General features: G+C 71.5%; 18 protein-coding genes. 5 read left to right on the plus strand and 13 right to left on the minus strand.

All coding sequences use genetic code 11. The features are described from left to right. Positions 1–3: 3 nt before the first annotated feature. From ACIRG9_RS16085 to ACIRG9_RS16105, 5 genes are all read right to left on the minus strand, one after another. The gene (locus ACIRG9_RS16085; protein ID WP_402855783.1) at positions 4–561 is read right to left on the minus strand and encodes a hypothetical protein; all 558 of its coding nucleotides are present in this window, start codon (positions 559–561) and stop codon (positions 4–6) included. Then, positions 558–1,100, minus strand: a complete 543-nt coding sequence (locus ACIRG9_RS16090) for a hypothetical protein (protein WP_402855786.1) — start codon at positions 1,098–1,100, stop codon at positions 558–560. Before ACIRG9_RS16090 ends, ACIRG9_RS16085 begins: the two co-directional genes overlap by 4 nt. A 155-nt stretch (positions 1,101–1,255) precedes the next feature. Continuing rightward, on the minus strand, positions 1,256–3,415 hold the full coding sequence (locus tag ACIRG9_RS16095) for a BTAD domain-containing putative transcriptional regulator (RefSeq protein ID WP_402855789.1): 2,160 nt from the start codon (positions 3,413–3,415) through the stop codon (positions 1,256–1,258). 301 nt (positions 3,416–3,716) lie between these two features. Beyond that, positions 3,717–4,754, minus strand: coding sequence for a hypothetical protein (locus ACIRG9_RS16100; RefSeq protein WP_402855792.1), 1,038 nt, complete (start codon positions 4,752–4,754; stop codon positions 3,717–3,719). Positions 4,755–5,137: 383 nt separating this feature from the next. Then, entirely contained in the window at positions 5,138–5,668 is a 531-nt protein-coding gene (locus tag ACIRG9_RS16105) for an adenylate kinase (protein ID WP_402855795.1), read from the minus strand. Positions 5,669–5,880: 212 nt separating this feature from the next. On the opposite strand from ACIRG9_RS16105, the gene ACIRG9_RS16110 reads away from it, so the two are divergent. Continuing rightward, positions 5,881–7,257 (plus strand): glycosyl hydrolase family 18 protein, encoded by a 1,377-nt coding sequence (locus tag ACIRG9_RS16110; protein ID WP_402855798.1) that lies wholly within the window; start codon positions 5,881–5,883, stop codon positions 7,255–7,257. A 68-nt stretch (positions 7,258–7,325) separates the two neighbouring features. Here the strand turns inward: ACIRG9_RS16110 and ACIRG9_RS16115 are convergent, their stop codons facing one another. Further along, a complete protein-coding gene (locus ACIRG9_RS16115) occupies positions 7,326–8,171 on the minus strand; it encodes a DUF4253 domain-containing protein (RefSeq protein ID WP_402855801.1) in 846 nt (281 codons plus the stop codon). Positions 8,172–8,379: 208 nt separating this feature from the next. Between ACIRG9_RS16115 and ACIRG9_RS16120 the strand changes: the two genes are divergently transcribed. After that, positions 8,380–9,060, plus strand: a complete 681-nt coding sequence (locus tag ACIRG9_RS16120) for a lytic polysaccharide monooxygenase (protein WP_402855804.1) — start codon at positions 8,380–8,382, stop codon at positions 9,058–9,060. 112 nt (positions 9,061–9,172) lie between these two features. On the opposite strand, the gene ACIRG9_RS16125 is transcribed toward ACIRG9_RS16120, so the two are convergent. The 5 genes from ACIRG9_RS16125 to ACIRG9_RS16145 form a co-directional block, all read right to left on the minus strand. Then, positions 9,173–10,375: an amidohydrolase family protein gene (locus ACIRG9_RS16125; RefSeq protein WP_402855807.1), complete on the minus strand. Its 1,203-nt coding sequence runs from the start codon at positions 10,373–10,375 to the stop codon at positions 9,173–9,175. Further along, positions 10,372–11,070, minus strand: coding sequence for a GntR family transcriptional regulator (locus ACIRG9_RS16130; RefSeq protein ID WP_402855810.1), 699 nt, complete (start codon positions 11,068–11,070; stop codon positions 10,372–10,374). Before ACIRG9_RS16130 ends, ACIRG9_RS16125 begins: the two co-directional genes overlap by 4 nt. 73 nt (positions 11,071–11,143) lie before the next feature. Then, positions 11,144–12,526 (minus strand): aldehyde dehydrogenase family protein, encoded by a 1,383-nt coding sequence (locus tag ACIRG9_RS16135; RefSeq protein ID WP_402855813.1) that lies wholly within the window; start codon positions 12,524–12,526, stop codon positions 11,144–11,146. Between the two features lie 39 nt (positions 12,527–12,565). After that, entirely contained in the window at positions 12,566–13,576 is a 1,011-nt protein-coding gene (locus ACIRG9_RS16140) for a proline racemase family protein (protein ID WP_402855816.1), read from the minus strand. Between the two features lie 19 nt (positions 13,577–13,595). Beyond that, positions 13,596–14,492, minus strand: coding sequence for a dihydrodipicolinate synthase family protein (locus ACIRG9_RS16145; RefSeq protein ID WP_402855819.1), 897 nt, complete (start codon positions 14,490–14,492; stop codon positions 13,596–13,598). A 233-nt stretch (positions 14,493–14,725) separates the two neighbouring features. Here ACIRG9_RS16145 and ACIRG9_RS16150 point away from each other — a divergent pair, with 233 nt between their 5' ends. The 3 genes from ACIRG9_RS16150 to ACIRG9_RS16160 are packed head-to-tail and all read left to right on the plus strand — an operon-like array spanning position 14,726 to position 17,657. Beyond that, complete coding sequence (locus ACIRG9_RS16150) at positions 14,726–15,922, plus strand: NAD(P)/FAD-dependent oxidoreductase (RefSeq protein ID WP_402855822.1); 1,197 nt, start codon at positions 14,726–14,728, stop codon at positions 15,920–15,922. Continuing rightward, positions 15,919–16,188 (plus strand): (2Fe-2S)-binding protein, encoded by a 270-nt coding sequence (locus ACIRG9_RS16155; RefSeq protein ID WP_402855825.1) that lies wholly within the window; start codon positions 15,919–15,921, stop codon positions 16,186–16,188. The genes ACIRG9_RS16150 and ACIRG9_RS16155 overlap by 4 nt, the downstream gene beginning before the upstream one ends. Next, complete coding sequence (locus tag ACIRG9_RS16160) at positions 16,185–17,657, plus strand: FAD-dependent oxidoreductase (RefSeq protein ID WP_402855828.1); 1,473 nt, start codon at positions 16,185–16,187, stop codon at positions 17,655–17,657. Before ACIRG9_RS16155 ends, ACIRG9_RS16160 begins: the two co-directional genes overlap by 4 nt. Before the next feature lie 78 nt (positions 17,658–17,735). Here ACIRG9_RS16160 and ACIRG9_RS16165 read toward each other — a convergent pair whose 3' ends face one another. Both ACIRG9_RS16165 and ACIRG9_RS16170 read right to left on the minus strand, forming a co-directional pair. Next, positions 17,736–20,333: a M64 family metallopeptidase gene (locus tag ACIRG9_RS16165; RefSeq protein ID WP_402855831.1), complete on the minus strand. Its 2,598-nt coding sequence runs from the start codon at positions 20,331–20,333 to the stop codon at positions 17,736–17,738. A 95-nt stretch (positions 20,334–20,428) separates the two neighbouring features. Further along, positions 20,429–22,510 carry a Xaa-Pro dipeptidyl-peptidase gene (locus ACIRG9_RS16170; protein WP_402855834.1) on the minus strand — a complete coding sequence of 694 codons (2,082 nt, stop codon included), beginning with the start codon at positions 22,508–22,510 and terminating at the stop codon, positions 20,429–20,431. Positions 22,511–22,662 lie beyond the last annotated feature (152 nt).

Raw genomic sequence — 22,662 nt, forward strand, 5'->3', positions numbered from 1 at the left:
CGTTCACAGCCGGCCAGCCACCACCTGGATCAGGTCCTTCAGGGGTTTGTGGTTCTCCTTCGGGTCGTTGAGCTTCACCAGGCGGAGCGCGACCCAGGTGCCCGTCTTCTGGACGAAGACCTCACTCGCCTGCGTGTCCAGGTACGCCTCGTCGCCGACCCCGGACAGCGTCTCCATCTCGTGTCCCAGTTGGCGCTCGATGTCGAGCATCTTCTTCGCACCGTCGCCGACGTAGACCTCCACCTGGCCGGTCGGGCCGGTGGCCGGCGCCGTCCACGTGCAGCTCTGCTCGCCGGCCCGCTTGGGCTCGAGCTTGAGCCCGGCCAGCGCGACCGCCTCCTGGTCGGTCACCAGGTCACACGCCTCCGGTGCCGGCTTGTCGGGTACGGCCGACGAGACGGCCTCACCCGTGGGTTCCGCGGGCGCGGTCACCGACGTGTCACGGTCGGCGTCCGCCGCCGGGGACGGCTCCGCGGATCGTCCGCACGCCGACGCCGCGAGCAGCAGCACCGTGGCCGACGGCACGAGCAGCCACCGGCCGACACCCCGCCGCCCGGTCACTGGTCCCCCGTCGGGAGCTGCTTGGCGAGCCCGGGGCAGTGCTTCACGGTGTAGTCCGACACCGGCGGCATCGCCGTTTCGAGCTTCTTGGCGGTCGACCCGACTCGGGCGTAGGCCGCGGGATCCTCCACCATGCTCTTACCCGTGCTGTCGATGACCGCGGCGTAGAACTCGCCGAGCGCCATCACCTGGGTCCTGATCTCGGCCGGCGCCGCCGACTTCAGCTCCTTCAGCCGGGCCTGCGCCTGTTTCACATCGGCCTTGTGGTCGGCCGCGTCCGCCGCGAACAGGGGGTCCACGGAGTCGGTGAAGGCCTTCACCGCGTCGCACCAGCGACCGCCGCCGCCCGCCTTCTCCTGGCTTTTCGCGCCCCCGTCGTCCGCCTGACCGGTCGCGCCCCCGTCGTCGGCCTGAGCGGACGCGGCCGTGGCGCCGGCCCCGCCGGCGCCGCTCGCCGCCGGCGCCGAGTTGTCGGGCCCGCAGCCCGTCAACAGCAGCCCGAGCGCCAGTGCGGCGGCACTTCCCCGAATCCGTGTCATCGATCCCCCTCTGACGAGAGCGAGCTGACCGCCCGCATACGTCCGACCCTCCTGAAGGCACGGGCAGGTGCCGGCAGTCCGTTGCCGACAGCGACGCCCCGTCCGTTCACCTGAGGAGTCTGATCGGCGGTCTTCGGGGGCCGTTCAGGAATCGTTCAGGCGGGCCGCGCGGGCAGCGGGAAGGGTGCCGGCTCGACGTCTATCTCCCGCATCTGCGCGACGTACCCCTGGTAGCGGCGGTTGGCCTCGCCGTGTCGCCCGGCGGCGGACAACGCGCTGATCAGCCCCAGGTGGGCCGGCTCGTCGTAGCCGTCCTCACCCGTCAGCCGCAGGTACCAACCGATCGCCGCCTCGGTGCGATCCGATCGCAGACACCGCCGGGCGAGCCGGTGGATCGCTTCGCGATGCAGGTCCGCCAGGACGGCCCGGGGCTGCCGGACCCAGTCTCCGTTGGTCTCCCCGTCGTCGCAGAGATCGCCGGTGTACATGGCCACCACCGCCTCCAGGCGCCGCAGGAGCCGTACCTCGCCGTCCACCGGGATGCCGCCGCCTTTCGCGGCGTCCGCCGGGCTCGGGCCGCCGTCCCGCCGGGCCGTCGCCGGGCTCGCGCCGTCCGCCGCGATGGCCGCACGGGCCGCGTCGTGGAAGCGCAACGCGTCCACCGCGACGTACGCCGGGTTGATCCGCACGGTCGCCGGGTCGGTGGCGAGGTAGCGGTCCGCCGGATGCCGCCGGTCCGGATCGAGTACGCCTCGGACCGTCGAGATCAGCACCGACAGGCGGCGCAGGGCCACCTCGCCTCGGGCCTCCGGCCACAGTGCGGTGGCCAGGGCCTCTCGGGCAACCGGCTTCCCGAGCTTCCCGGCCACCATCTTGAGCAGATCCCGCGCCTTGCGGGACTGCCAGCTGCCCACCGGCACGAGTGTCCCGGCCAGCCGTACGGTGAAGTCGCCCAGGGTTTGCACCTCGACCTCGGGGACCGGCGCCGGGCCGATCGCCGCCAACGGGCCGGCGATCTGCCAGGCGCCTTCCTGTACGCCGATCTGATTCAGCCGTTCGTAGGCGATCTCCTCCGCCACCCGGTCGCCGGAGAGACGCGCCTGCAGTACGGCGTTGGTGGCGAGCGCGAACTCGTTGCCGAGTTCGGCCCAGATCGCCGCGGCTTCGACCAGGCTGGCGAGGAGCCGGCGGATCGCCCGGTTGGCGGTCGCCTCGGGGCTGGCCCGGTGGGCGGCGAGCGCGGCGAGCTCCATGGCCTCGGCCAGGCCCGCGGCGTCCCGGCGACGGCCCGCCTCTGACCGGACCTGTTCGCCGTACCGCAGAGCGGTCTGTGGATCGTCGGAGCAGAGTGCGACCCAGCCGGCGGCGAGTTCGGCGACCGTGGGTCCGGCGGCGCTGGGCATGGACAGGGCACGCTCGGCGTACTGTGCGGCCGCCGCCCGGTTGTCGGTGTAGCTGATCCGGGCGAGCCCCGCGCAGGCCTCGACCAGCACCTGTGCGTTGCCGTCCGGCTCGCCCATCGCCAGCGCCGCGTGGTAGGCGGCCACCGCCTGGCGGGCCGCGCCACGCACGCGATGCACCCGGGCGGTCAGCGTCAACCCGAAGGCCGCCAGCGGCGACCCGGCGCGCTGCCAGAGGGCCAGGGCCTCGTCCGCGTCGCTACGCGCGCGACGCAACTCGCCCAGCCCCAGCCAGGCCTCCGCCCGGTTGTGCAACGCCAGCGCGAGCAGCGTGTGCTGCCCGAGCAGCTCGCCGAGCCGGACCGCCTCGCGGAGCTCCTCGACGGCCGGCAGGTAGCGTCCCTCCTCCACCAGCCGTGAGCCGATGTTGCACCGGATCCGGAGTTGCTGGCCGAAGTCACCGGCTCGTTCGGCCGCCGCGAGCGCCCGCGCGTACGCGTGCTCGTTGTCGGCTCGATCACCGGCGCCGAACGCAGCCAGCGCCTGGGCCACATACGCCGCCGCCACCGCGGAGTCGTCCCCGCTCCGCTCCGCGACCCGGACCGCCTCCTCGGCGAGTTGCCGGGTCCGCACCTGATCGCCCTTGGCCCAGCGGGTCGCCGCCCAGCCGGCGAGCACCTGGGCCCGGTCCGCCAACGCCGATGGCTGATGCTGGTCCGTGGTGTCGACGGCCGCGCGCCGGTAGCAGGCGTCGGCCGCGTCGAACCGCCCTCGTTGGTGCAGCAGCACGCCGAGCCGCCAGGCCAGCGCCACGGGCAACGGCACGTCCGGCGGCACGTCCGCGAGATGGCGCAGAGCCTCGTCGTACCGTCCATCCTGTACGGCCGCCTCGATCGGGACGAGCACTCCGAGCATGTCAGAACCACCCGCGCCGGCGGCGACGGTGGGAGGCTGTCGCCCGGGCGGGACAACCCGCGGTCGCAGCGCCCACTACCGCTGGCCGGGTCGTCGCTGGTGGCCCGGCATGACGACCACGCCGATGCGGCAGCGGCCAAGCAGTCCGGCCGTGACCAGCCCGACGACGGGAACCCGAGAGCCCATCGCTTCTCCTTGAACCGGGGAGATGTCACCGATTTCCGAAGCATAGGCCGCCCGTGCCAATGGTGGATCAGTGCTACCTCGAATCCGCCGGAGGCCGGAAATGCGTCAGGAGGACCTACGGCTTGCCGACGATGTTCCAGCGGACCAGGCTGCCGCCCTCCGGCGGATCGTTCGGGGTGACGATGCCGCGCACGTCGCCGAGGAGTTGCCAGGAGGGCATGTCGTAACCGCAGCTGAGCCCGTCCCGCCCCTCGATCAACGGGTTCGGTGCCACCGACCAGGTCACGGCGTCGGTGCTCCGCGCGATGCCGACCACCGTCCTGGTGTCCGTACGACCGCACTCGCCACTGGCTCCCGAGAAGGCCTCGAAGATGATGTACCAGTAGCCGTCGGGCTCGCGGGTCATGTCCGCCTTGCCGACTCCGTAGTTGGCCCACTCCGGGGTCGGCGACAGGTTGATCTTCTGGCGGACGCCGGTGTATTCACGGTCCAGCGTGTCGAGGTGGACCACCCCGCGCAGCTGGTTCATCCGCCCGGTCGCATCGTGGCCGTGGAAGGTCAGAAGGTAGCCGGTCCCGTCCTTTTCGATGTCGGGCGTCCCGATCTCGTCGTCCCACGCGCCGACCGTTCCGGGGCTGAGCAGGAGCTTGCTGTTCGACCAGTCGCGCCCGTCGGTGCTGGTGACGTAGCGGACGGAGTGCAGGCTCCGTCCCTGCCCCGGGCCGGCGTAGTTCGGGTCGTGGTCCCGCTGCTCGAACACCATCACGAGGCGGTCTCCGTCGACGATGACGTCCGGCGCGTACACCCAGGTGCTTTCGACGCTGTCGTCGAAGCGGCAACTCTGACCCTGCTGAACGGTCTGCAGGGCAGGCAGCGGACGTCCTCCGTTCAGCGGCGTCCACGTGGTCCCGCCGTCGTTCGACGTCGCCATCGCCACGCCCTGTGGGATGGAGCACGCATCCCCCGCCGGGCTGACGAAGGTGCGGTAATACATCAGGTACTGCCCGTTCCAGATGACCGAGGTTGTCTCTGCGTGGCCGCCGATGGTGTCGGGAAACGGGGACCCACTCGGCCGGGACAGGGTCGCCGTCCCGTTGAACAGCTCGGCCGCCGTGGCCGCAGGACCGTTGTTCGCCAGATCTGGGTCGGACACAGATCCGAGTCTGGACCACGCCGCCGCCGGGTTGAGTGCGAACGGCCACGCACCGGCAATTCGACCTGTGATCGTCGCGATCGAAAGGACGACGAGTAGGCCGGCGGCCAAACCTCGCATCTTCTTCGTCATGTCTCTCCACGCCGCTTCGCACGCATCGGGGGCATTGTCGGGGAACCTGTTCAGGGCAACGCGACCAGCCGCGGTTTTCGCGCCGGCGGCCGGCCTTCCGGAGTACCGCGTGAAGGGTAGTGGGCGTAAACCCGAAACTGCGACCGCACGATTACGGACCGCAATTCGTCCTGTGCGAAATCGGCGGGCAGGAACAGGGGGCGGAGCGCGGTCCGTAACCGGGATGAACCACGCAGAGGTGGTCGTGGCTCTCAGCGGCGGGGCAGCCCGGCCAGCCAGCGGTCCAGGGCCGCCGGGGAGCGGAACAGCAGCACCTTCGGGCCGTGCGGGTCTGCCTGCCACGCCCGCATCCGGCGCCGCGCGCGCCCGAACGCCAGGACGTGCCAGAGCAGAATCGAGTCCCGGGACAGCACGCTGCCCAGCGACTCACGGTTGCCGTTGCAGATCTCCTCCCCCGTCGCCAGCCGGCGCGCGGTGCGGCGCAGCAGCCGCCAGAACGAGCGCCACCTCGGGTAGTCGAGGCCGACCACCAGGTCGGCGCGCGAGAGCGGAACATCCCGCCACCCGTGGTACGCGCCGTCGAGGATCCAGCGGTCCCGTCGGCAGATTCCCTCGATCCGGTTGCGCTGGCGCGCGACCGGCACCTCCACCCAGCCGGGTTCCCAGAGCAGGTCGTCGACCGGATACCAGGGCAACCCGAGGCGCTCGGCCAACCGTGCCGCGAGGGTGGACTTGCCGGCACCGTACACGCCGTAGACCAGGATCCGGGACGGTGCGCTCATCGCGGCAGCCTAGCCGAGGAGAGCCGACCTTGATCAACTCGACGGCGTCGTGCATCGAAAGACATCATTGACGGCTTAGTTAAGGCTCTTTAATATTTGGCCTACCTCGAGGAAGAGCACGTTGCCCACCCGTACGCCCGGCCCGGTGGCTGGCCCGTCCAGCGCCGGCCCGGGTGACACGGTGCCGCGACCCACCAACGGGAAGGCCCTCGATGTCCTCACCACGCCCCCACCGCCGTTCCGTCCTGGCCGCCGGCCTGATCGCACTGGCCACCGCCGGCGCCACCCTCGCCCTCACCCCGACCGCCGCCGACGCCGCGCTCCTGCCCAACAACTTCAAGAGCGTCGGTTACCTTCCGTCCTGGAGCGGCAGCGTCAACACCGTCCAGTACGGCAAGCTCACCCACATCAACTACGCGTTCGCGCTGCCCAACAGCGACGGCAGCCTGCGCCCGGTCGACAACACCAGCAAGCTCTCCTCGCTGGTGTCGCTCGGACATGCCAACAACGTCAAGGTGTCGATCGCGATCGGCGGCTGGAACGACGGCGACGACTCCGCGTTCGAGGCCCTCGCCGCCAACTCCGGCGCCCGCGGCGCGTTCGTCACCAACGTGGTCAACTTCGTCAACCAGTACAACCTCGACGGCGTCGACATCGACTGGGAGTACCCCGACCCGGGCGCCTCGGCCAACAACTACTCCCTGTTGATGCAGCAGCTGAGCAGCGCGCTGCACAGCCGCGGCAAGCTGCTCACCGCCGCCGTCGTCTCCGAGGGCTACTACGTGCAGGGCGTACCGACAGCGGTGTTCGGCTACGTCGACTGGCTGAACATCATGGCGTACGACGGTGGCAGCCCACACGCCAACTACGACTGGTCGGTCAACAGCGTGAACGGGTGGAAGTCGCGCGGCCTGCCCGCCGGCAAGGCGGTTCTCGGCGTGCCCTTCTACAGCCGGCCCGGCTACTACACGTACTCCGCCCTGGTCGGGATGGACCCGGCCAACGCCAACCGGGACTGCACCACGGCCGGTGGCGCGCAGCAGTGCTACAACGGCGTACCCACTGTCAAGCGCAAGACCCAGTGGGCGCTGGCCAACGCCGGCGGAATGATGAACTGGGAACTTTCCCAGGACACCACCGGATCGACCTCGCTGGTCAGCGCGATCTACGACACGGTCATGGGCGGCACACCGCCGCCTGGCGGGCGGACCGGCCCGATCACCGGCATCGCCGGCAAGTGCGTCGACGTCGCCGCGGCCGGCACCGCCAACGGCACCGCCATCCAGCTCTACACCTGCAACGGGACCGGCGCGCAGAACTGGACCGTGGCCACCGACGGCACGCTCCGCGCGCTGGGCAAGTGCATGGATGTGGCCAGCGGCTCCACCGCCAACGGGGCGAAGGTCCAGCTCTGGGAGTGCAACGGCACCGGCGCCCAGGTCTGGCAGGCCCAGTCCAACGGCACCCTGCGTAACCCGCAGTCGAACAAGTGCCTGGACGCCACCGACAACAGCTCCGCCGACGGCACCCGACTGCAGATCTGGGACTGCTTCGGCGGCGCCAACCAGGTCTGGCGCCTGCCGGCCTGACCTCGTCGGCGGCCCTCGCCCGCGCCCGCTCGGCCTGGCGAGGGCCGCCGCGCTCCCGGTGGCCCCGCTCAGGGGCGGTCGTGCAGGAACCAGGCGTCGCTGCGGGTCACGGCGAGCGCGAGCTCCCAGCGGCCCGAATCGAGACTGCCGCCCAGGGCCAGGAGCTGGCGGGCGAGCTGCCACGCCTGCTCGCCCAGGGCCGGCCGCCGTCCGACGACGAACTGCAACATCGTTCCCCAGGACGCCACCAGTTCGGCGTCCCACCGCTGTTCCCAATGCCGAATCGCTGCGGCGAGTCCCTCCGTGCCCTGTGGTCTCAGGGCGCCGAAGTAGCTGAGCCAGGCTGGGGCCAACCACTGCGTCGGGGTCGGCAGCAGCACGAGCTGAATCCCCTCCACCGGCGTGTACCAGTTCCGGGTGCCGACGAGCGACGCAGCTCTGCGCCAACCCCGTTCGATGGCGTCGGGGTCGCCCAGCAGTCGCTCCCACGTTCGGCGCTCGACCGCCAGCCGCGTCGCAGGCAAGGTCACGTCCCGGGCAACCCTCCGAGCGAAATCCTCGCCGAGCCCGTCGGGCAGCCACAGGTGCAGATCCTCCCGGCCCAACCGCGGGTCGTCTGTGCCCCGGCGGCGGAAGACGGTCCACGGGTCGACCGTCCGGGCCGCCCGGTCCAGCGCTTCGATCTCCTCCCTGGTCGCGTCGTGCCATTGCTCGTCGACGCTGGTGAGGACGGGCCACCGGCCGGTCTCGGGAGTGGCGGCCCGTGCTGCCCGCCAGGCGGGAAGGAGCTGGGTCGGCTCGATGCCGGTGACCACCCACGTCTCGCCGAGTCCTTCCTCGATCGGAAGCCCGTCCAGCACCGTCCCTCGCAACGCTGCAACGATTTCGTCGGGGTCGTCCAGCACAGTCGTCACGACGCGACCGTAACCCGCAGCGCCGACACCCTTCCCGTCCTGGAGATCGGCCGGCGGCGGGCTCGGCAGCCGCGGACATCGGATGATCTCCGACCAACTCGACCCATCCCAGCATAATAGACGCCTATTGATATCCATGCCCATAGATGCCATCCTGCTGGAAGCGCTCCCATGGCGATCCCGAGCACCCAAGAATGGAGGATGCACAGTGCGTTCACCCCAGCCCGATCAATCCGGCCGGCGATCCCGGTCAGCCCTCCGCCAGCCCGCTCGAGCGCTCGTCCTGCTGCTCACCATGCTGGTGGGCGTGCTGCCCTGGAGCGGCGCAGCCCAAGCCCACGGCACCATCGTCAGCCCGCCAAGTCGCGCCTACAAGTGCTGGCAGACCTGGGGAAACAACCACACCGACCCGGCCATGCAGCAACAAGACCCCATGTGCTGGCAGGCGTTTCAGGCCAACGCCGACACCATGTGGAACTGGATGAGCGCGCTGCGGGACGGCCTCGGCGGGCAGTTCCAAGCCCGCACTCCCGACGGGCAGCTGTGCAGCAACGCCCTGTCGAGGAACGACAGCCTGAACCGGCCCGGCGCGTGGAAGACGAGCAACATCAGCCGCAACTTCTCGGTACAGCTGTACGATCAGGCCAGCCACGGTGCTGACTACTTCCGGGTCTATGTGAGCAAGAACGGGTTCAACCCAACCACCCAGAGCCTCGGTTGGGGGAACCTCGACTTCATCACGCAGACCGGAAGATACGCGCCGGCGCAGAACATCACGTTCAACGTTTCGACCTCCGGCTACACCGGACACCACATCCTCTTCGTCATCTGGCAGGCATCGCACCAGGACCAGACGTACATGTGGTGCAGCGACGTGAACTTCGTCTGATCGGCAAGGACCGCAGCCGCGGCACTCTCCGGCCCGGGACCGTCGCGTCCTGGGCCGGAGACTCGGGTACGACGCGTTCTTGACGAGGGTGTGCGCCGACTCGCCCGAGCCGTCAGCGCACTACGCACCCATCCTTGACGACCGTGCGGTGTGGTGGGTGCGCCCACAGGATCGACGGGTCCTCGAACGGATTGCCGGGCAGGATCACCAGGTCGGCGCGCGCGCCCACGGCGATGCGGCCCAGGTCTGGCCGGCCGATCAGCTCGGCGTTGACGGACGTCGCGGAACGCAGGGTCTCGAGCGCCCCTTCGACCTCGACCTGCAGCCGCAGCCCGGTGAGTTGCTCGTCCTCCAGCCTGCCCATCAGATCGGTGCCGAAGCCGATCGGAACGCCGGCCGCCCGGGCCAGCTCGATCGCCCGCCGGCCGGCGGCCAGCACCTCGCGGTTCTTCGCCTGTCCGATCGGGGAGAGCCCGACCTGATCGCCGCGCCGGTCCATGGCGTCGTACGCGGCCAGCGTGGGCACGAGGAAGGCACCGCGCTCCGCCATGAGGGCGGCGGTGGGCGCGTCCAGCAGGTTGCCGTGTTCGATGGTGCGTACGCCGTTCGTCACGGCGTGCGCGATCGCCTCCGGCGAGTAGGCGTGGGCGGCGACGTAGCTGCCGCGCCGGGTGGCCTCGTCGGTCACCGCCTGGATCTCCGCCGCCGAATACTGCGGCACCCGGATCGGGTCGGTCGGCGAGACCACCCCGCCGGAGGCCATGATCTTGATGGCGTGCGCGCCCCGGCGGAAACGGTCCCGGACGGCGCGGCGCAGTGCGTCGACCCCGTCGACGATCTCGGCCAGGTGCGCGCCGCCGGCGCACAGGTCCCGATCACCCGGGCGGGGATCGCCGTGCCCGCCGGTCTGCGACAGCGCCGGTCCGGTGTAGAGGTAGCGCGGCGCCGCGACGAGACCCTCGGCGACGGCCCGCGCCAGACCGGGATCCCCACCCGCCACGTCGCGGACGGTGGTGAACCCTCGGCCGAGGGCGGCGGCGAGTCGGCGGGCCCCGGCCAGCGAGAGGTAGCTGAGCGGGCTGGACTCCAGCGCGATCAGATCCAGTTCCGTGCCGTAGGCGTGGAAGTGGGCGTCGATGAGGCCGGGGATGACCGTGCCACCGCGCGCGTCGAGCACCTCACCGGCCGGGCGGGTGGCGTCGTCGACCGCCACGATGACGCCGTCCTGGATGTGGATCACACCCTCGGCCAGCTCGGCCGAGACGCCGTCGAAGATGGCGGCGTTGACGACACTCAGCGGGTGGGTCGCGCTCATCGGGTGCGCGACCGAGGCCGGCGTGGGCGTTCCTCGCGGCCGGCCCAGCTGCCGCGCACGTGGCCGATGTGGGCATTCATCAGCCGTTCGAGGCCGCGCCGGTCGTTGGCCGCGATGAGGTCGAGCATCTGGAGGTGTTCGGCCGCCGAGGAGGCAAGTTCGCCGTTGGCGGCGAGCCGGGTGAGGCCGTACAGCCTCGTCCGGGACCGCAACTCGCCGACGAGCGAGACGAGGTTCGCGTTGCCGGCCAGCGCGAGCAGTTCCAGGTGGAACACCCGGTCGTGTTCGATGTACGCGATCAGGTCCTTCTCCTGCGCCGCCTCGACGATCCGTTGCGCCATCGGCCGCAGTCGGGCCAGGTCGTCGGCCGTCGCGACGGCGGCCGCCCGGATGGTCGTCGGCACCTCGAGAAGCTGCCGGATCTCGGTGATGTTGTCCAGTTCCTCGTCGGTGAGCTCGGTGGGCCGGAAACCCTTGTTGGGTACCGTCTCGACCAGGCCCTCCTTGACCAGGTCCAGCATCGCCTCACGGACGGGCGTGGGCGACACGCCGAACTGGGCGGCCAGCGCGGGGGCGGAGTAGATCTCGCCGGGGCGCATCTCGCCGGCGACGAGGGCCGCGCGCAGGGCGTGGGCGATCTGGCCACGCACGCTGCGCCGCGCCGCGAGCATCGGCAGGTCCAACGAATGCGCCATTACTGCATCCCCTCCGCCCGCAGGTCGGTCGGACCGGATCCAACCGCCCCACGGCACCCAGATCGTCTCGTGCTCACGTCGGCGCGACCGCCGTGGTGACCGTGTGCAGCGAAGTGTAGAACTCCTGCGCGGCCTTGCCCTGTTCGCGCTGGCCGAAGCTGGAGTCGCGCTCCCCGCCGAACGGCAGGTAGAAGTCCACGCCCGTGGTCGGAGCATTGATCTTGATCTGCCCCGCCGCCAGCCCGTCGGCGCACCGCAGTGCGGTGTCCAGGTCGTTGGTGAACACCGAGGCGCTCAGGCCGTAGCGTACGTCGTTCGCCGCGTCGATGGCCTCGGCGATGCTCCCGGCCCGGCTCACCGCGCAGATCGGGCCGAACACCTCCTCCCGCAGCAACAGGTGGTCGGCCGGCAGGTTGTCGACGAGGGTCGGTGCGACGAACCAGCCGGCGTCGGGTCCCGGGTGTCCACCGGTGAGGATCCGGCCACCGCTGGCCCTGGCGCTCGCCGCGGCGTCGAGCACCCGGTCCCGGGCGGCCTGGTCGATGACCGGGCCGACGCCGGTCGCGGGATCAGCCAGGTCGCCGAAGCCAAGCTCCTCCGTCGCGGCGACCAACGCCTCGGTGAAACCGGCCGGGTCGCCGACGACGATCACCCGCTTCGTGGCGGTGCACTTCTGCCCCGCGTAACCGAAGGCGGCGTAGGCGACCTGCCGGGCCACGGCGGCGACGTCCACGTCGGGCAGCACGATGGTCGGGTTCTGGCCCCCCATCTCGCACTGGGTGGCGACCCCCCGACCCGCCGCCGCCGACGCCACGAGACTGCCGACCGCGGCGGATCCGGTGAAGGAGACGACATCGCCGGCCGCGACGAGCGCCTGACCGGCCTCGGCGTCGCCGGGCAGCACGGCGAGCAGCCCTTCGGGGAGGTGCGGTCCGATCAGTTCGGCCAGCCGCAGCGCGGACGCCGTCGCCTGCGGCGCCGGTTTGATCACGGCCGCGTTGCCGAAGGCCAGCGCCGGCGCGGCCTTCCACAACGGGATCGCCAGGGGAAAGTTCCAGGGCGTGATCAGCGCCGCGATCCCGCGTGCCCGGCGACGGGTGTAGGTCAGCCCACGGCCGCCGCTGCTCGGCTCGTGGAGGACACCGATCGGATCGAACACCTGCTGGGCGTAGTAGCGCAGGATGGCCACGGACCGGGCGACCTCCCCGATCGCCTCGGCCCGCGGCTTACCGACCTCGCGCACCACCAGCGCGGCCAGCTCGTCCGTCGCCGCCGCCACCGCCTCGCCCGCGCCGTGCAGGGCGGCGGCCCGCTCGGCCGGGGGCGCGGCGGCCCAGGCACGCTGCGCCTCGCGGGCCCGGCGTACGGCCTGGTCGACGTCGGACCCCGTCGCCTCGGCCACCGTGACGACCAGATCGGCGGGGTTCTGCGGAGATGTGGACTGTACGACAGACACCGTGGGCTCCAGACATTCAATACCGGTGGGAGAGGGTGGTCAGAGCAGGAATCCGGCGGGAAACGGGTCGGTAGGGTCGAGGAAGTACTGCGCGGTGCCGGTGATCCAGGCGCGCCCGGTGAACATCGGGAGCACCGCCGGCCGGCCGGCGACGGTGGTGGAGTCGAGCAACCGGCCGACGAACCGGCTACCGATGATCGACTCGTTGACGAAGTCGGTGTGCAACGGCAGTTCGCCCCGGGCGTGCAACTGGGCCATCCGGGCCGAGGTGCCGGTGCCGCACGGTGACCGGTCGAACCAGCCCGGGTGGATGGCCATCGCGTGCCGGGAGTGCCGGGCGTCCGAACCGGGTGCCGCGAGATAGACGTGGCGGCAGCCGGCGATGTCCGGGTTCTCCGGATGCACCGGGTCGAGCTGCTCGGTCACCGCGTCCATGATGGCCAGTCCGGCGTCGAGCATCCGCTGCCGGACCCGGGCGTCCGCCGGGTCGAACGCGATACCGAGCTGGTCGAGCCCGAGGATGGCGTAGAAGTTGCCGCCGAAGGCGAGATCGAGGGTGAGCGCGCCGAGCCCCGGCACGTCGACCGTCGCGTCCAGTTCGTGCACGTACGCGGCGACGTTTCGCAACGTGACCGATTCGGCGCGCCCGTCGCGTACGGCGACCTCGGCGACCACCAGGCCCGCGGGCGTGTCGAGCCGGATCTCGGTCACCGGCTCGGTGACGGGCACCATGCCGGTCTCCACCAGCACGGTGGCCACCCCGATGGTGCCGTGCCCGCACATCGGCAGGCAGCCGCTGACCTCGATGTACAGCACACCCCAGTCGGCGTCGGGCCGGGTGGGTGGTTGCAGGATGGCCCCGCTCATGGCCGCGTGCCCGCGGGGCTCGTACATCAGCAGCGTACGGATGTGGTCGAGATGGTCGAGGAAGTACTGGCGACGCTCGGCCATCGAGCCGCCGGGGATGACGCCGACACCGCCGGTGATCACCCGGGTCGGCATGCCCTCGGTGTGCGAGTCGATCGCGTGGAAGACCCGGTTGGTACGCACCTGTCCACCGCCCCTTCCGCTACCGGCACCCGGCCGCGAGCGCCTTTTCGGTGGCGTCCCGCACGGCTCGCTGCTGCTCGTCGGTGAGCGGGAACCGGGGCGGCCGGCACCGTCCGCCGTAGCGGCCGACGATGTCCATCGAGAGCTTGATCGCCTGGACGAACTCCGTCTTCGAGTCCCAGCGCAGCAGCGAGTGCAGCGTCCGGTAGAGAGGCAGCGCGGTGGCCAGGTCGCCGCTGGTGACGGCGTCGAACAGTTGCACGCTCGCGCGCGGCAGCGCGTTGACGTAGCCTGCGATCCAGCCCCGCGCCCCGGCGAGGCACATCTCCAGCGCGACGTCGTCGGCGCCGACCAGCACGTCGAGGTCGGGGGCCACCTCGGCGATCTCGTAGCTGCGGCGGACGTCGCCGGAGAACTCCTTCACGCCCACGATCAGTCCCTCGCCGCTTAGCCTGGCGAGCAGGGCCGGCGTCAGGTCCACCTTGGTGTCGATCGGGTTGTTGTACGCCACCACGGGTATCCCGACCTTCGCGACCTCGCGGTAGTGCTCGACAACGGCCCGCTCGTCGGCCCGGTAGGCGTTCGGCGGCAGCAGCATGACCGCCGCGCAGCCGGCCTCGGCGGCGTCCTCGGCCCACCTCCGCGCCTCCAACGCGCCGTACGCGGCGATGCCGGGCAGCACGGTGAAGCCGTCCGGGGCGGCCTCGACCGCGGTACGCACCACGGCACGCCGCTCCCGCTCGGTCAGCGTCTGGTACTCCCCCAGCGACCCGTTCGGGGTCACGCCGTCGCAGCCCTCCGCAGCCAACCACCGGACGTGCTCAGCGAAGCGATCGAGGTCGACCTCCAGCCCGTCGTCGAAGGGCAGCGCCGTGGCGACCAGCACTCCGTGCCATGGCTTCAAACGCGTTTGCATCCGGTACTCCCTGTCCTCTGGCCGCATGTGTCCCGAACCGAAGCTGAACGACTGGCTGCCGTTGTCGCGGGGCGACCCGCACGGCAGCGAGGACGTACAATGTCACACTACAATAGCTTTGGAAAATGACTCCAGCCGCGACGCCGCCTCGAGGTGCACATGCCCGACGACCCTCCCGCGCCTGCCGGCGTGGCTGCGCGCCACCGCGTCAGTCGAGCGCCGGCGGCCGCGCCGTGACCGGGCACGAGCGCCGCACCGCCGGCCCGACCAGCCCCGACCTCGTCGTCGTCGGAGCCGGAATCGTGGGCGCCGCCTGCGCCTACCACGCCACGCTAGCCGGCCTTTCGGTCACCGTCATCGATCGAGGGCCGATCGCCGGTGGAACTACCGGAGCCGGCGAGGGGAACATCCTGGTCTCCGACAAGGAACTCGGCCCCGAACTCGACCTCGCGCTGCTGTCGAACCAGCAGTGGCAGGCCCTGGCCGACCTGCCGCTCGGCGGCACGACGTTCGGCGGCGCGGTGGAGCTCGAGACCAAGGGCGGCCTCGTCGTGGCAACCGGCCAGGCACCCCTGGACGCCATGCGGCGCCTCGCCGGAAAGCAACAGGCGCTCGGCGTCGAGGCGCTCGCCGTATCCGCGCACGAACTGCGCGAACAGGAACCACACCTGGCCGGAGACCTGGCCGGCGGCTACCTGTACCCGCAGGACATGCAGGTGCAACCGATGCTCGCCGCGGCGCACCTGCTCCGGCTCGCCCGGCAACGGGGCACGACCGTGCTGCCGCACCAACCGGTGACCGGATACCTGCGCGACGGCGACCGGGTGGTGGGCGTACGCACGCCACAGGGTGACATCTCCAGCGGCGCCGTCCTCAACGCCGCCGGCACCTGGGCCGGTGAACTCGCCGCCCTCGCCGCCGTACGGGTGCCGGTGGCCCCCCGCCGTGGCTTCATCCTGGTCACCGAGCCACTGCCGCCGATCATCCGGCACAAGGTCTACCTCGCCGACTACGTCGCCGACGTCGCCAGCGACTCCGCCGCCCTGCAGACCTCGACCGTCGTCGAAGGGACCCGCGCCGGCACCGTGCTCGTCGGCGCCAGTCGCGAGCGGGTCGGTTTCGACCGCGTGATCTCGCTACCCGCGCTCCGGGCGCTCGCCCGCGGAGCCGTGCGGCTGTTCCCCGAACTCGCCGGCGTCTCGGCGATCCGCGCCTACCGCGGGTTCCGCCCGTACTGCCCCGACCACCTCCCGGTGATCGGGCCGGACCCGCGCGCCCCCGGCCTCCTCCACGCCTGCGGCCACGAGGGGGCCGGCATCGGCCTCTCCATGGGTACGGGCCGACTCGTCGCCCAGGTCCTGACCGGCGACCGGCCCGACATCGACCTGCACCCGTTCCGGCCCGACCGCTTCCCGGAGGCCTCCGCATGACCAGCCCCGAGCCGTTCGACATCACGTTCGACGGCGCACCGATCGCCTGCCGCGACGGCTGGACGGTCGGTGCCGCCCTCACCGCCGCCGGTGTCCGGTCCTGGCGGACCACCCGGCACGGGCAGCGCCCGCGTGGCCTCTTCTGCGGCATCGGCATCTGCTTCGACTGCCTGGTCACCGTCAACGGGCAACCGTCGGTGCGGGCCTGCCTCGCGCCCGCCCGCCCCGGCGACGACGTACGCAGCCAGTCCGGGACCGGGCGATGAGCGTCCCCAGCGTCGACGTGGCCGTCGTCGGAGCCGGGCCGGCCGGCCTCGCGGCGGCGCTGGCCGCGGCCGAGGCCGGGGTGGTCGTGGCGCTCATCGACGCCGGAACCCGCGCCGGCGGGCAGTACTGGCGTTCCCCTGCCCCCGGTGCCGGCCGATTCACGCCAAGCACGCTGCACCACTCCTGGCGCCGCTTCACCGACACCACGGCCCGGCTGGACCGGCTCGCCGACCAGCGCAAGCTCCAGCGCTTCGCCGAGCACCACGTCTGGTCCGTCGAACGCGTCGACGACCGGTGGGCGATCCATTGCCTGGTGGGCCCGGAGCCCCGGCAGCATGCCGGCCGACCGCCGGTCACCATCCGCGCCCGCCGGCTGATCCTCGCCACCGGCGCGTACGACCGGCAGCTCCCCTTTCCCGGCTGGGACCTGCCCGGGGTCATGACCGCCGGCGGGGCGCAGGCGCTGCTGAAGGGCCACCTCGTCGTCGCCGGGACGACCGCCGTGGTCGCGGGCACCGGCCCCTTCCTGCTGCCGGTGGCCGTGGGCCTCGCTCGTCACGGCACCCGGGTCCGGGCCGTCGTCGAGGCCAACACCCCGCTCGGCTTCGCCCGCTCGCCCCGCGCGCTGCTCGGCGTCGCGAGCAAGGTGGGCGAGGCGACGGCGTACGCCGCCCAGCTCGCCCGGCACCGGGTCGCGGTACGGCACCGGCACATCGTCACGCGGGCCGTCGGGACCGACCGGTTGACCGGGGTGGTGATCGCCCGACTCGGCCGGGACGGACGGCCCGAGGCGCGCACCGAGCGGACCGTCGAGTGCGACCTGCTCGCCGTCGGGTGGGGCTTCACCCCACAACTCGACCTGCACCTGCAGGTCGGCTGCGCCACCCGGATGGACGTGGACGCGAGCCTGGTGGTGACCGTCGACGACCGCCAACGGACCACCGTCGACGGGGTCTGGGCCGCCGGCGAGTCCACCGGCGTCGGCGGCGCCGACCTCGCGTCGGTCGAGGGTGAGGTCGCGGGCCGGGCGGCGGCCGGTTCCCTCGGCGTCCGGCCCGACCCGGCCGCGCTCGCCCGGCTGTCTCGGCGGCGGGCCGCCCTCCGCCGGTTCGCCGAGGTGATGCACCGTGTCTACCCCGTACCGTCCGGTGCGCTCGACGGTCTGACCGACGACACCCTGCTGTGCCGGTGTGAGGAGGTGACCGTCGGGTCGGTCCGCCAGGCCGTCGACGATCTCGGCGCCACCGATCCGCGCACCGTCAAACTGCTCGCCCGCCCGGGCATGGGCTGGTGCCAGGGGCGGGTGTGCGGCTTCGCCACGGTCTGCCTGACCACCCGCCACCTGCGGCGGCCCCCGGCGCCGGAGGATCTGCGCGCCTTCGCCCAACGGCCGATCGCCGCGCCCACGACCCTGGGCCAGCTGGCGCTGTCGCCGGACGACGGCGATCCTGGCGGCACCGGCGGATAGCCGTCCGGTGCGACACTCTGCGCCAACGAGTGGTGGGCCGGCGATTGCCGGCCCACCACGTGCTCCCGTTGCCGTGCGTCACAGGGCCGCGCAGTCACCGCCCTTGGCGCCGTTCACCGTGTTCGGCGCGCCGAAGTCCTTGACCGTGGCGCTGTTGCCGATGCAGCTCAGCGACCCGTTGACCCGGCTGCCGACCAGGATCGGCCCGTAGTCGCCGGCCAGCCGGCTGAACCGCTCGTTGGCGGTCACCTGGACGTTGTCCGAGACGGTGAGCGCGCCGTTGAAGGTGCTGCCGGCGATCGTCACGTCCCGGGTGGTTCCGGTGACCCGTGAGTTGCCGTTCACGGTGCTGCCGAACAGCTGCACCGACCGGGCGCCGGCCGCCGCCAACCCGCCGTTGATCGAGCTGTCGCTGACCACCAGCGAAGCGCCCGGACGCACCGACACCCCACCGTCCACCTGAGCGCCCTTGAGGCAGGTCACGCCCTCGCCGGCCACGACCCGAGACTGCCGGCCGGTCAGCGTCCTCGTGCAGTCGGGCGACGAGCCCGGCAGCACGGTGGCCCGGTAGGCGCTCGGCTCGCCGATGTTGCCGGCCGCGTCGATCGCCCGGTGCTCGACCAGGTGCGTGCCGAAGCCCGGCACGAACCCGCCGCCCGGGTGGTCGTCGGGCAGGGTCTGCTCGAACGCCGCCTTCGACAGCCCGCCGGTACCGAGGTTGCCGTACGTCAGGGCCTTGATGTTCGTGCCCGAGTGGCGGAACTGGAACGGCGTCTCGGGCATCGGCTGCTCCGGGAACCCGAAGTAGTTGAACCAGCCGTCCTCGTCCAGCCGGAGCTGGCCGACGACGTACCGGTCCTCGTCGTAGCCGGTGTGGTCGTCCTGCGGGTCCAGCCACATGTCCCAGCCGTCGAAGTAGACCGGGTGCTCCATGCTGTCCGCGAGCCGGGTCAGCGGCGCCGACAGGGTACGCGGCGCGGTCGGCATCGCGTTGTCGACGGTCCATTCGATCCGGTCGGACACGCCACCCGGATCGGCCGGGTCGGTCACCGTGGCGGCCAGCTTGTGGGTGCCCGGCGCCAGCTTCAGCGTGCCGAGGTCGAGGGCGCGGCTGTTGTGCGGGTTCGCCAGCGTCTTGCCGTCGAGCGACCACGCGACACCGAGGATCCGGTCGTTCGGGTGGTTGGTGCGCACGTAGACCACCTCGTCGCCGGCGACCGGCTGGGTGTTCGGCGTGGAGCCGGCGATGGACGCAGCCGGCGACGACGGCGTCGCCTTGGTGTCGCCCACCGTCCACTGCCGGGTCTGCACGAACCGCGGCCCGTTGTAGCCCGAGTCCGTGGCCGCGTTCCCGGTCGACGGGTTGCGGACCCAGTCGATGCCGTCCGGCCCCACCGGGTCACGCACCTCGACGTGCACCACGGTCCCGGCGGGCAGGTTCAGCTCGCCGAGGTCGAGGTCGCCGCTGTTGTGGGTGTCGAGCACGGTGCCGTTCGGGCCACCGACCCGCCAGGTGACCTGCATCTCGTGGTAACGCGGCTGGCCGGTCTCGATCCACAGCACGCTGTCGGACGCCACGGTGCCCGGCGGGGTGTTCCGCACGTTCAACTGCCCGGAGTTACGCATCCCGGTCACCCGGGCGACCATGTGCTCAAGGCCGATCTGGTCGAAGTCGTACCCGATCCAGCGCATCATCGAGTGCTCACTTGGCCGGCGCTGGCCGCACGGGTACGTGCCGCCGCCCTCGTGCACCCCGATCGTGCCGCCGGACAGGCTCTCCTCGCCGACCCAGCGCCACCACTTCTTCTGGTCCTCGACCATCTTCTGCGCATCGCTGTAGATGGTGTGGTGGAAGCTGCTGGGCTCGCCGCCGGTGTAGCAGGGCCGCACCACGTCACGGGAGGAGTACGGGTACTCGTCGACCAGCGTGCCGAGCGAGTGGCCGATCTCGTGCAGCGAGATCAGCGGGCCCTGCGGGGAGCCACCCGAGGTCGTCGCCTGGCTGCCGCCGATCCCGCCGTACGTGAACGTGTTGAAGATCGCCAGGGTCTGCACGTTCTGCGCGGTACGGGGGATGCCCAGCACCGGCGCCACGTAGTTGTCGATGATCCGGTTGTGCGCCTGGCTGCCGGTCTCGCAGGGGTTGACCCCGGCCGGGTAGTACGCGGCGTAGCTCGCGCAGTCCTCCGGGGCACCGCCGTAGACGGTGCCGCGCGACAGCGGATCGCTGCACCCGTTCTGGAAGATCATGCGCAGGGCGGTGTTCTTGGCGTTGATCGGCCCTTCACGCTGGCCGGTGTCCCGGATCGTGCCGTCGGGGTTGCGTACCCGGCCGTCCGGGTCGCACCGGGCGCCGTAGTCGATCGAGGCGATCTCCACCGCGTACACGTTGATGTAGTCGCGGTAGGTCCGGAACGGTTCCGTGGCCCACATGACGGCCAGGTTGCGGTCCACGTCCGACAGGAAGAGCTTCTGCTGGTCCCACTGGTAGCCGTCACCGAGAATGATCAGATTGAGCCGTTCCGCCGCCGGCCCGGTGATCTGGATCGGATGCACCTTCGGGTCGGGCAGCGGCATCGGCGGGCCGTCCGCCGGAGCGCCGCTCGCCGGGCCGGCGCCGGTCAGCAGTCCGGCCACCAGGGCGAGCGCCGCGAGGGCCGCGAGTTTGAGTCTCACTGGCTGTCCACCTCACCTTCGTCCTTCGGCTTCCGTGGGCGCCGCCGTCCGACGTCGCGGCGCGCGGCACCCACGGAAGCTCCCGTACTGGTTCGTCACTTGCCGACGCGCGACCTGGCGGCGGCCGACACCACCGGTCCACGCTGGTCCGACGTGAGCACCCCGGCCGCGACCAGCTGGTCCACCACCGTGTTGACGTGCGTCACGAACTGCCCGTGGTTGGACCACCGCTCCCCGTCGAGGATGTGGTCGTTGATCGTGCAGTTGCCGGCCAGCGGGTGGTTGGGCACACCGCTGTCGACGCCGCCGACCAGCACCGTCGCCCGGGCGTCGGTGGTCGCGCAGATCGGCATCGCCAGCGGCCCGCCGACCACGGGCAGCCGCAGGGCCGTCGCGGCCAGGTCGACGTTGAGCACCGTGCCCGGGGCGGGCTGCAGGGTGAACTCGCGGTCGGTGGAGAAGACCATCAGGCCGATCCGGTAGCCCGCGGGAATGACCTGGTCGTCCGGCTGCAGCGGCACGGTCACCTCGACGAACTCCCCGGGCACCAGCGGCTCGCTCCGGGTGAGCGAGTGGCGGTTCTGCGGGTCGGCCCAGCCACGGGTGATGATGCTCGTCGTGCTGCTCTGCGTGCTCGACGTACAGCCCGACGCACCGGTCCACGGCAGCCGTACCAGGGCCACCGAGAGGTTCGCCGCCGGCTTGCTCGCGCTCATCCGCAGCGTCACCGTCGCGGTACCGGAGATGTGCACCGGCGCGGTGAGTTCCGGCGTCACGTAGAGCAGTCGCTGGTCGGACACGGTGGTGGCCAGGGTGCCGGCGTTGCAGGCGGTGTTGCCGGCGTCGACCAGGGACTCGACGCCGGTGCCGGGCCGCGCCAACGAGGTCAGTTCGCCGGTGGTGTTGCCACCGGGCTTCAGCACCATGGTGACCGGCGACGCGGCCGGGTTGGGGTAGTCCGCGTACGGGGTGAGCTGGCTGGCGCCGATCTCGTTACGCACCACCCAGGCCCGCGGGTCGTTCTCGACGCCGTTCTGCACGCCGTACAGGTAGCGGGTGAACCACCGGTTGCGCATGTCCAGCGGCGGGGCTCCCCCGTGTCCACCCTGGTGGTAGTACGCCTGCACCGGCGTGCCCTGCGCCTTCAGCGCCTCAAGGATGCGCACGCTGTGCTCCGGCACCACGTTCCAGTCGTTGAACGCGTGCGCCATCAGGGTGGCGGCCTTGACGTTCCCGACGACGTGGAGATAGTCCCGACCGGCCCAGAAGTCGTTGTAGTCGCCGGTCACCCGGTCCTGGAACCGGTTCATCTCGCCGACCCGGACCGTCTCGATGCAGTACGCCCGGCGCTCGGGGTAGCCGCTGTTGATGTAGTCGAACAGGTAGTCGATGTCCTCGCCGGCCCAACCACCGGGATTCCGGACGAGGCCGTTGGAGCGGTAGTAGTGGTAGTAGGACGTGTTCGGCGCGATCGGGATGATCGCCTCGAGGCCGTCGACACCGGTGGTCGCGGCGGCGAGCGGCAGGGTGCCGTTGTACGACGTACCGGTCATGCCGACCTTGCCGGTCGCCCAGCCCGTCGCCGAGACCTCCTGTCCCCCGTCGACGCTGGTGTAGCCCTTCGCCCGGCCGTTCAGCCAGTCGATCACCGCCTTCGGCGCCAGCGACTCGTTGGACCCCCCGACGGTCGGGCAGCCCTGCGACAGCCCGGTACCCGGGGAGTCGGAATGCACCACGGCGAAGCCGCGCGGCACCCAGGTGCTGACCTCGCTCGTGGACACCGACGTCCGGTTCGGTTGGTGGGCGATCGGTGGCGGCGAGATCCGGGCCGGCGGCTGCGCGCCGAGTTCGTGTCGTACGTCCCAGAAGTACTGGGCCTGGCTGGAGGCCGTGCCGGCGTAGTAGGGGCTGGTCTCGTAGACCACCGGCACCTTCAGGCCCTGTGCGGTCTGCCCCGGCCTGGTGACGTCCACGTGCATGCGGTCGAGCCGGCCGTCGCCGTCGGAGTCGAACTCGGTCTCCACCCACAGCTGCTGCCGGATCCAGCCGCTGGAGTTCGCGAACTCGGGAACGATCTGCGCCTGCCCGTCCACGAAGACCGGTCCGACCTCGTCGGGACCGGCAACCGCCGGACTGGCGAAACCCAGGGAAAGAGCCAGTGCCACCGCACCGGACACGGCGATGGCTCCCGGGCGCACCCTTCGTCGCACCATTGTGAGTCCCTCTCTGTCGTCTGCTGGCGTCGACCGGCGGCGGACCGCTCGCCACGGTCGGCGCTTGCGACCCGGCGGCCTTCATTCACCGATCTCTCTGTATCGGCCCGTCGACC

The organism is Micromonospora sp. NPDC093277 (genome assembly GCF_044765245.1).
Classification (GTDB): Bacteria; Actinomycetota; Actinomycetes; order Mycobacteriales; family Micromonosporaceae; genus Micromonospora.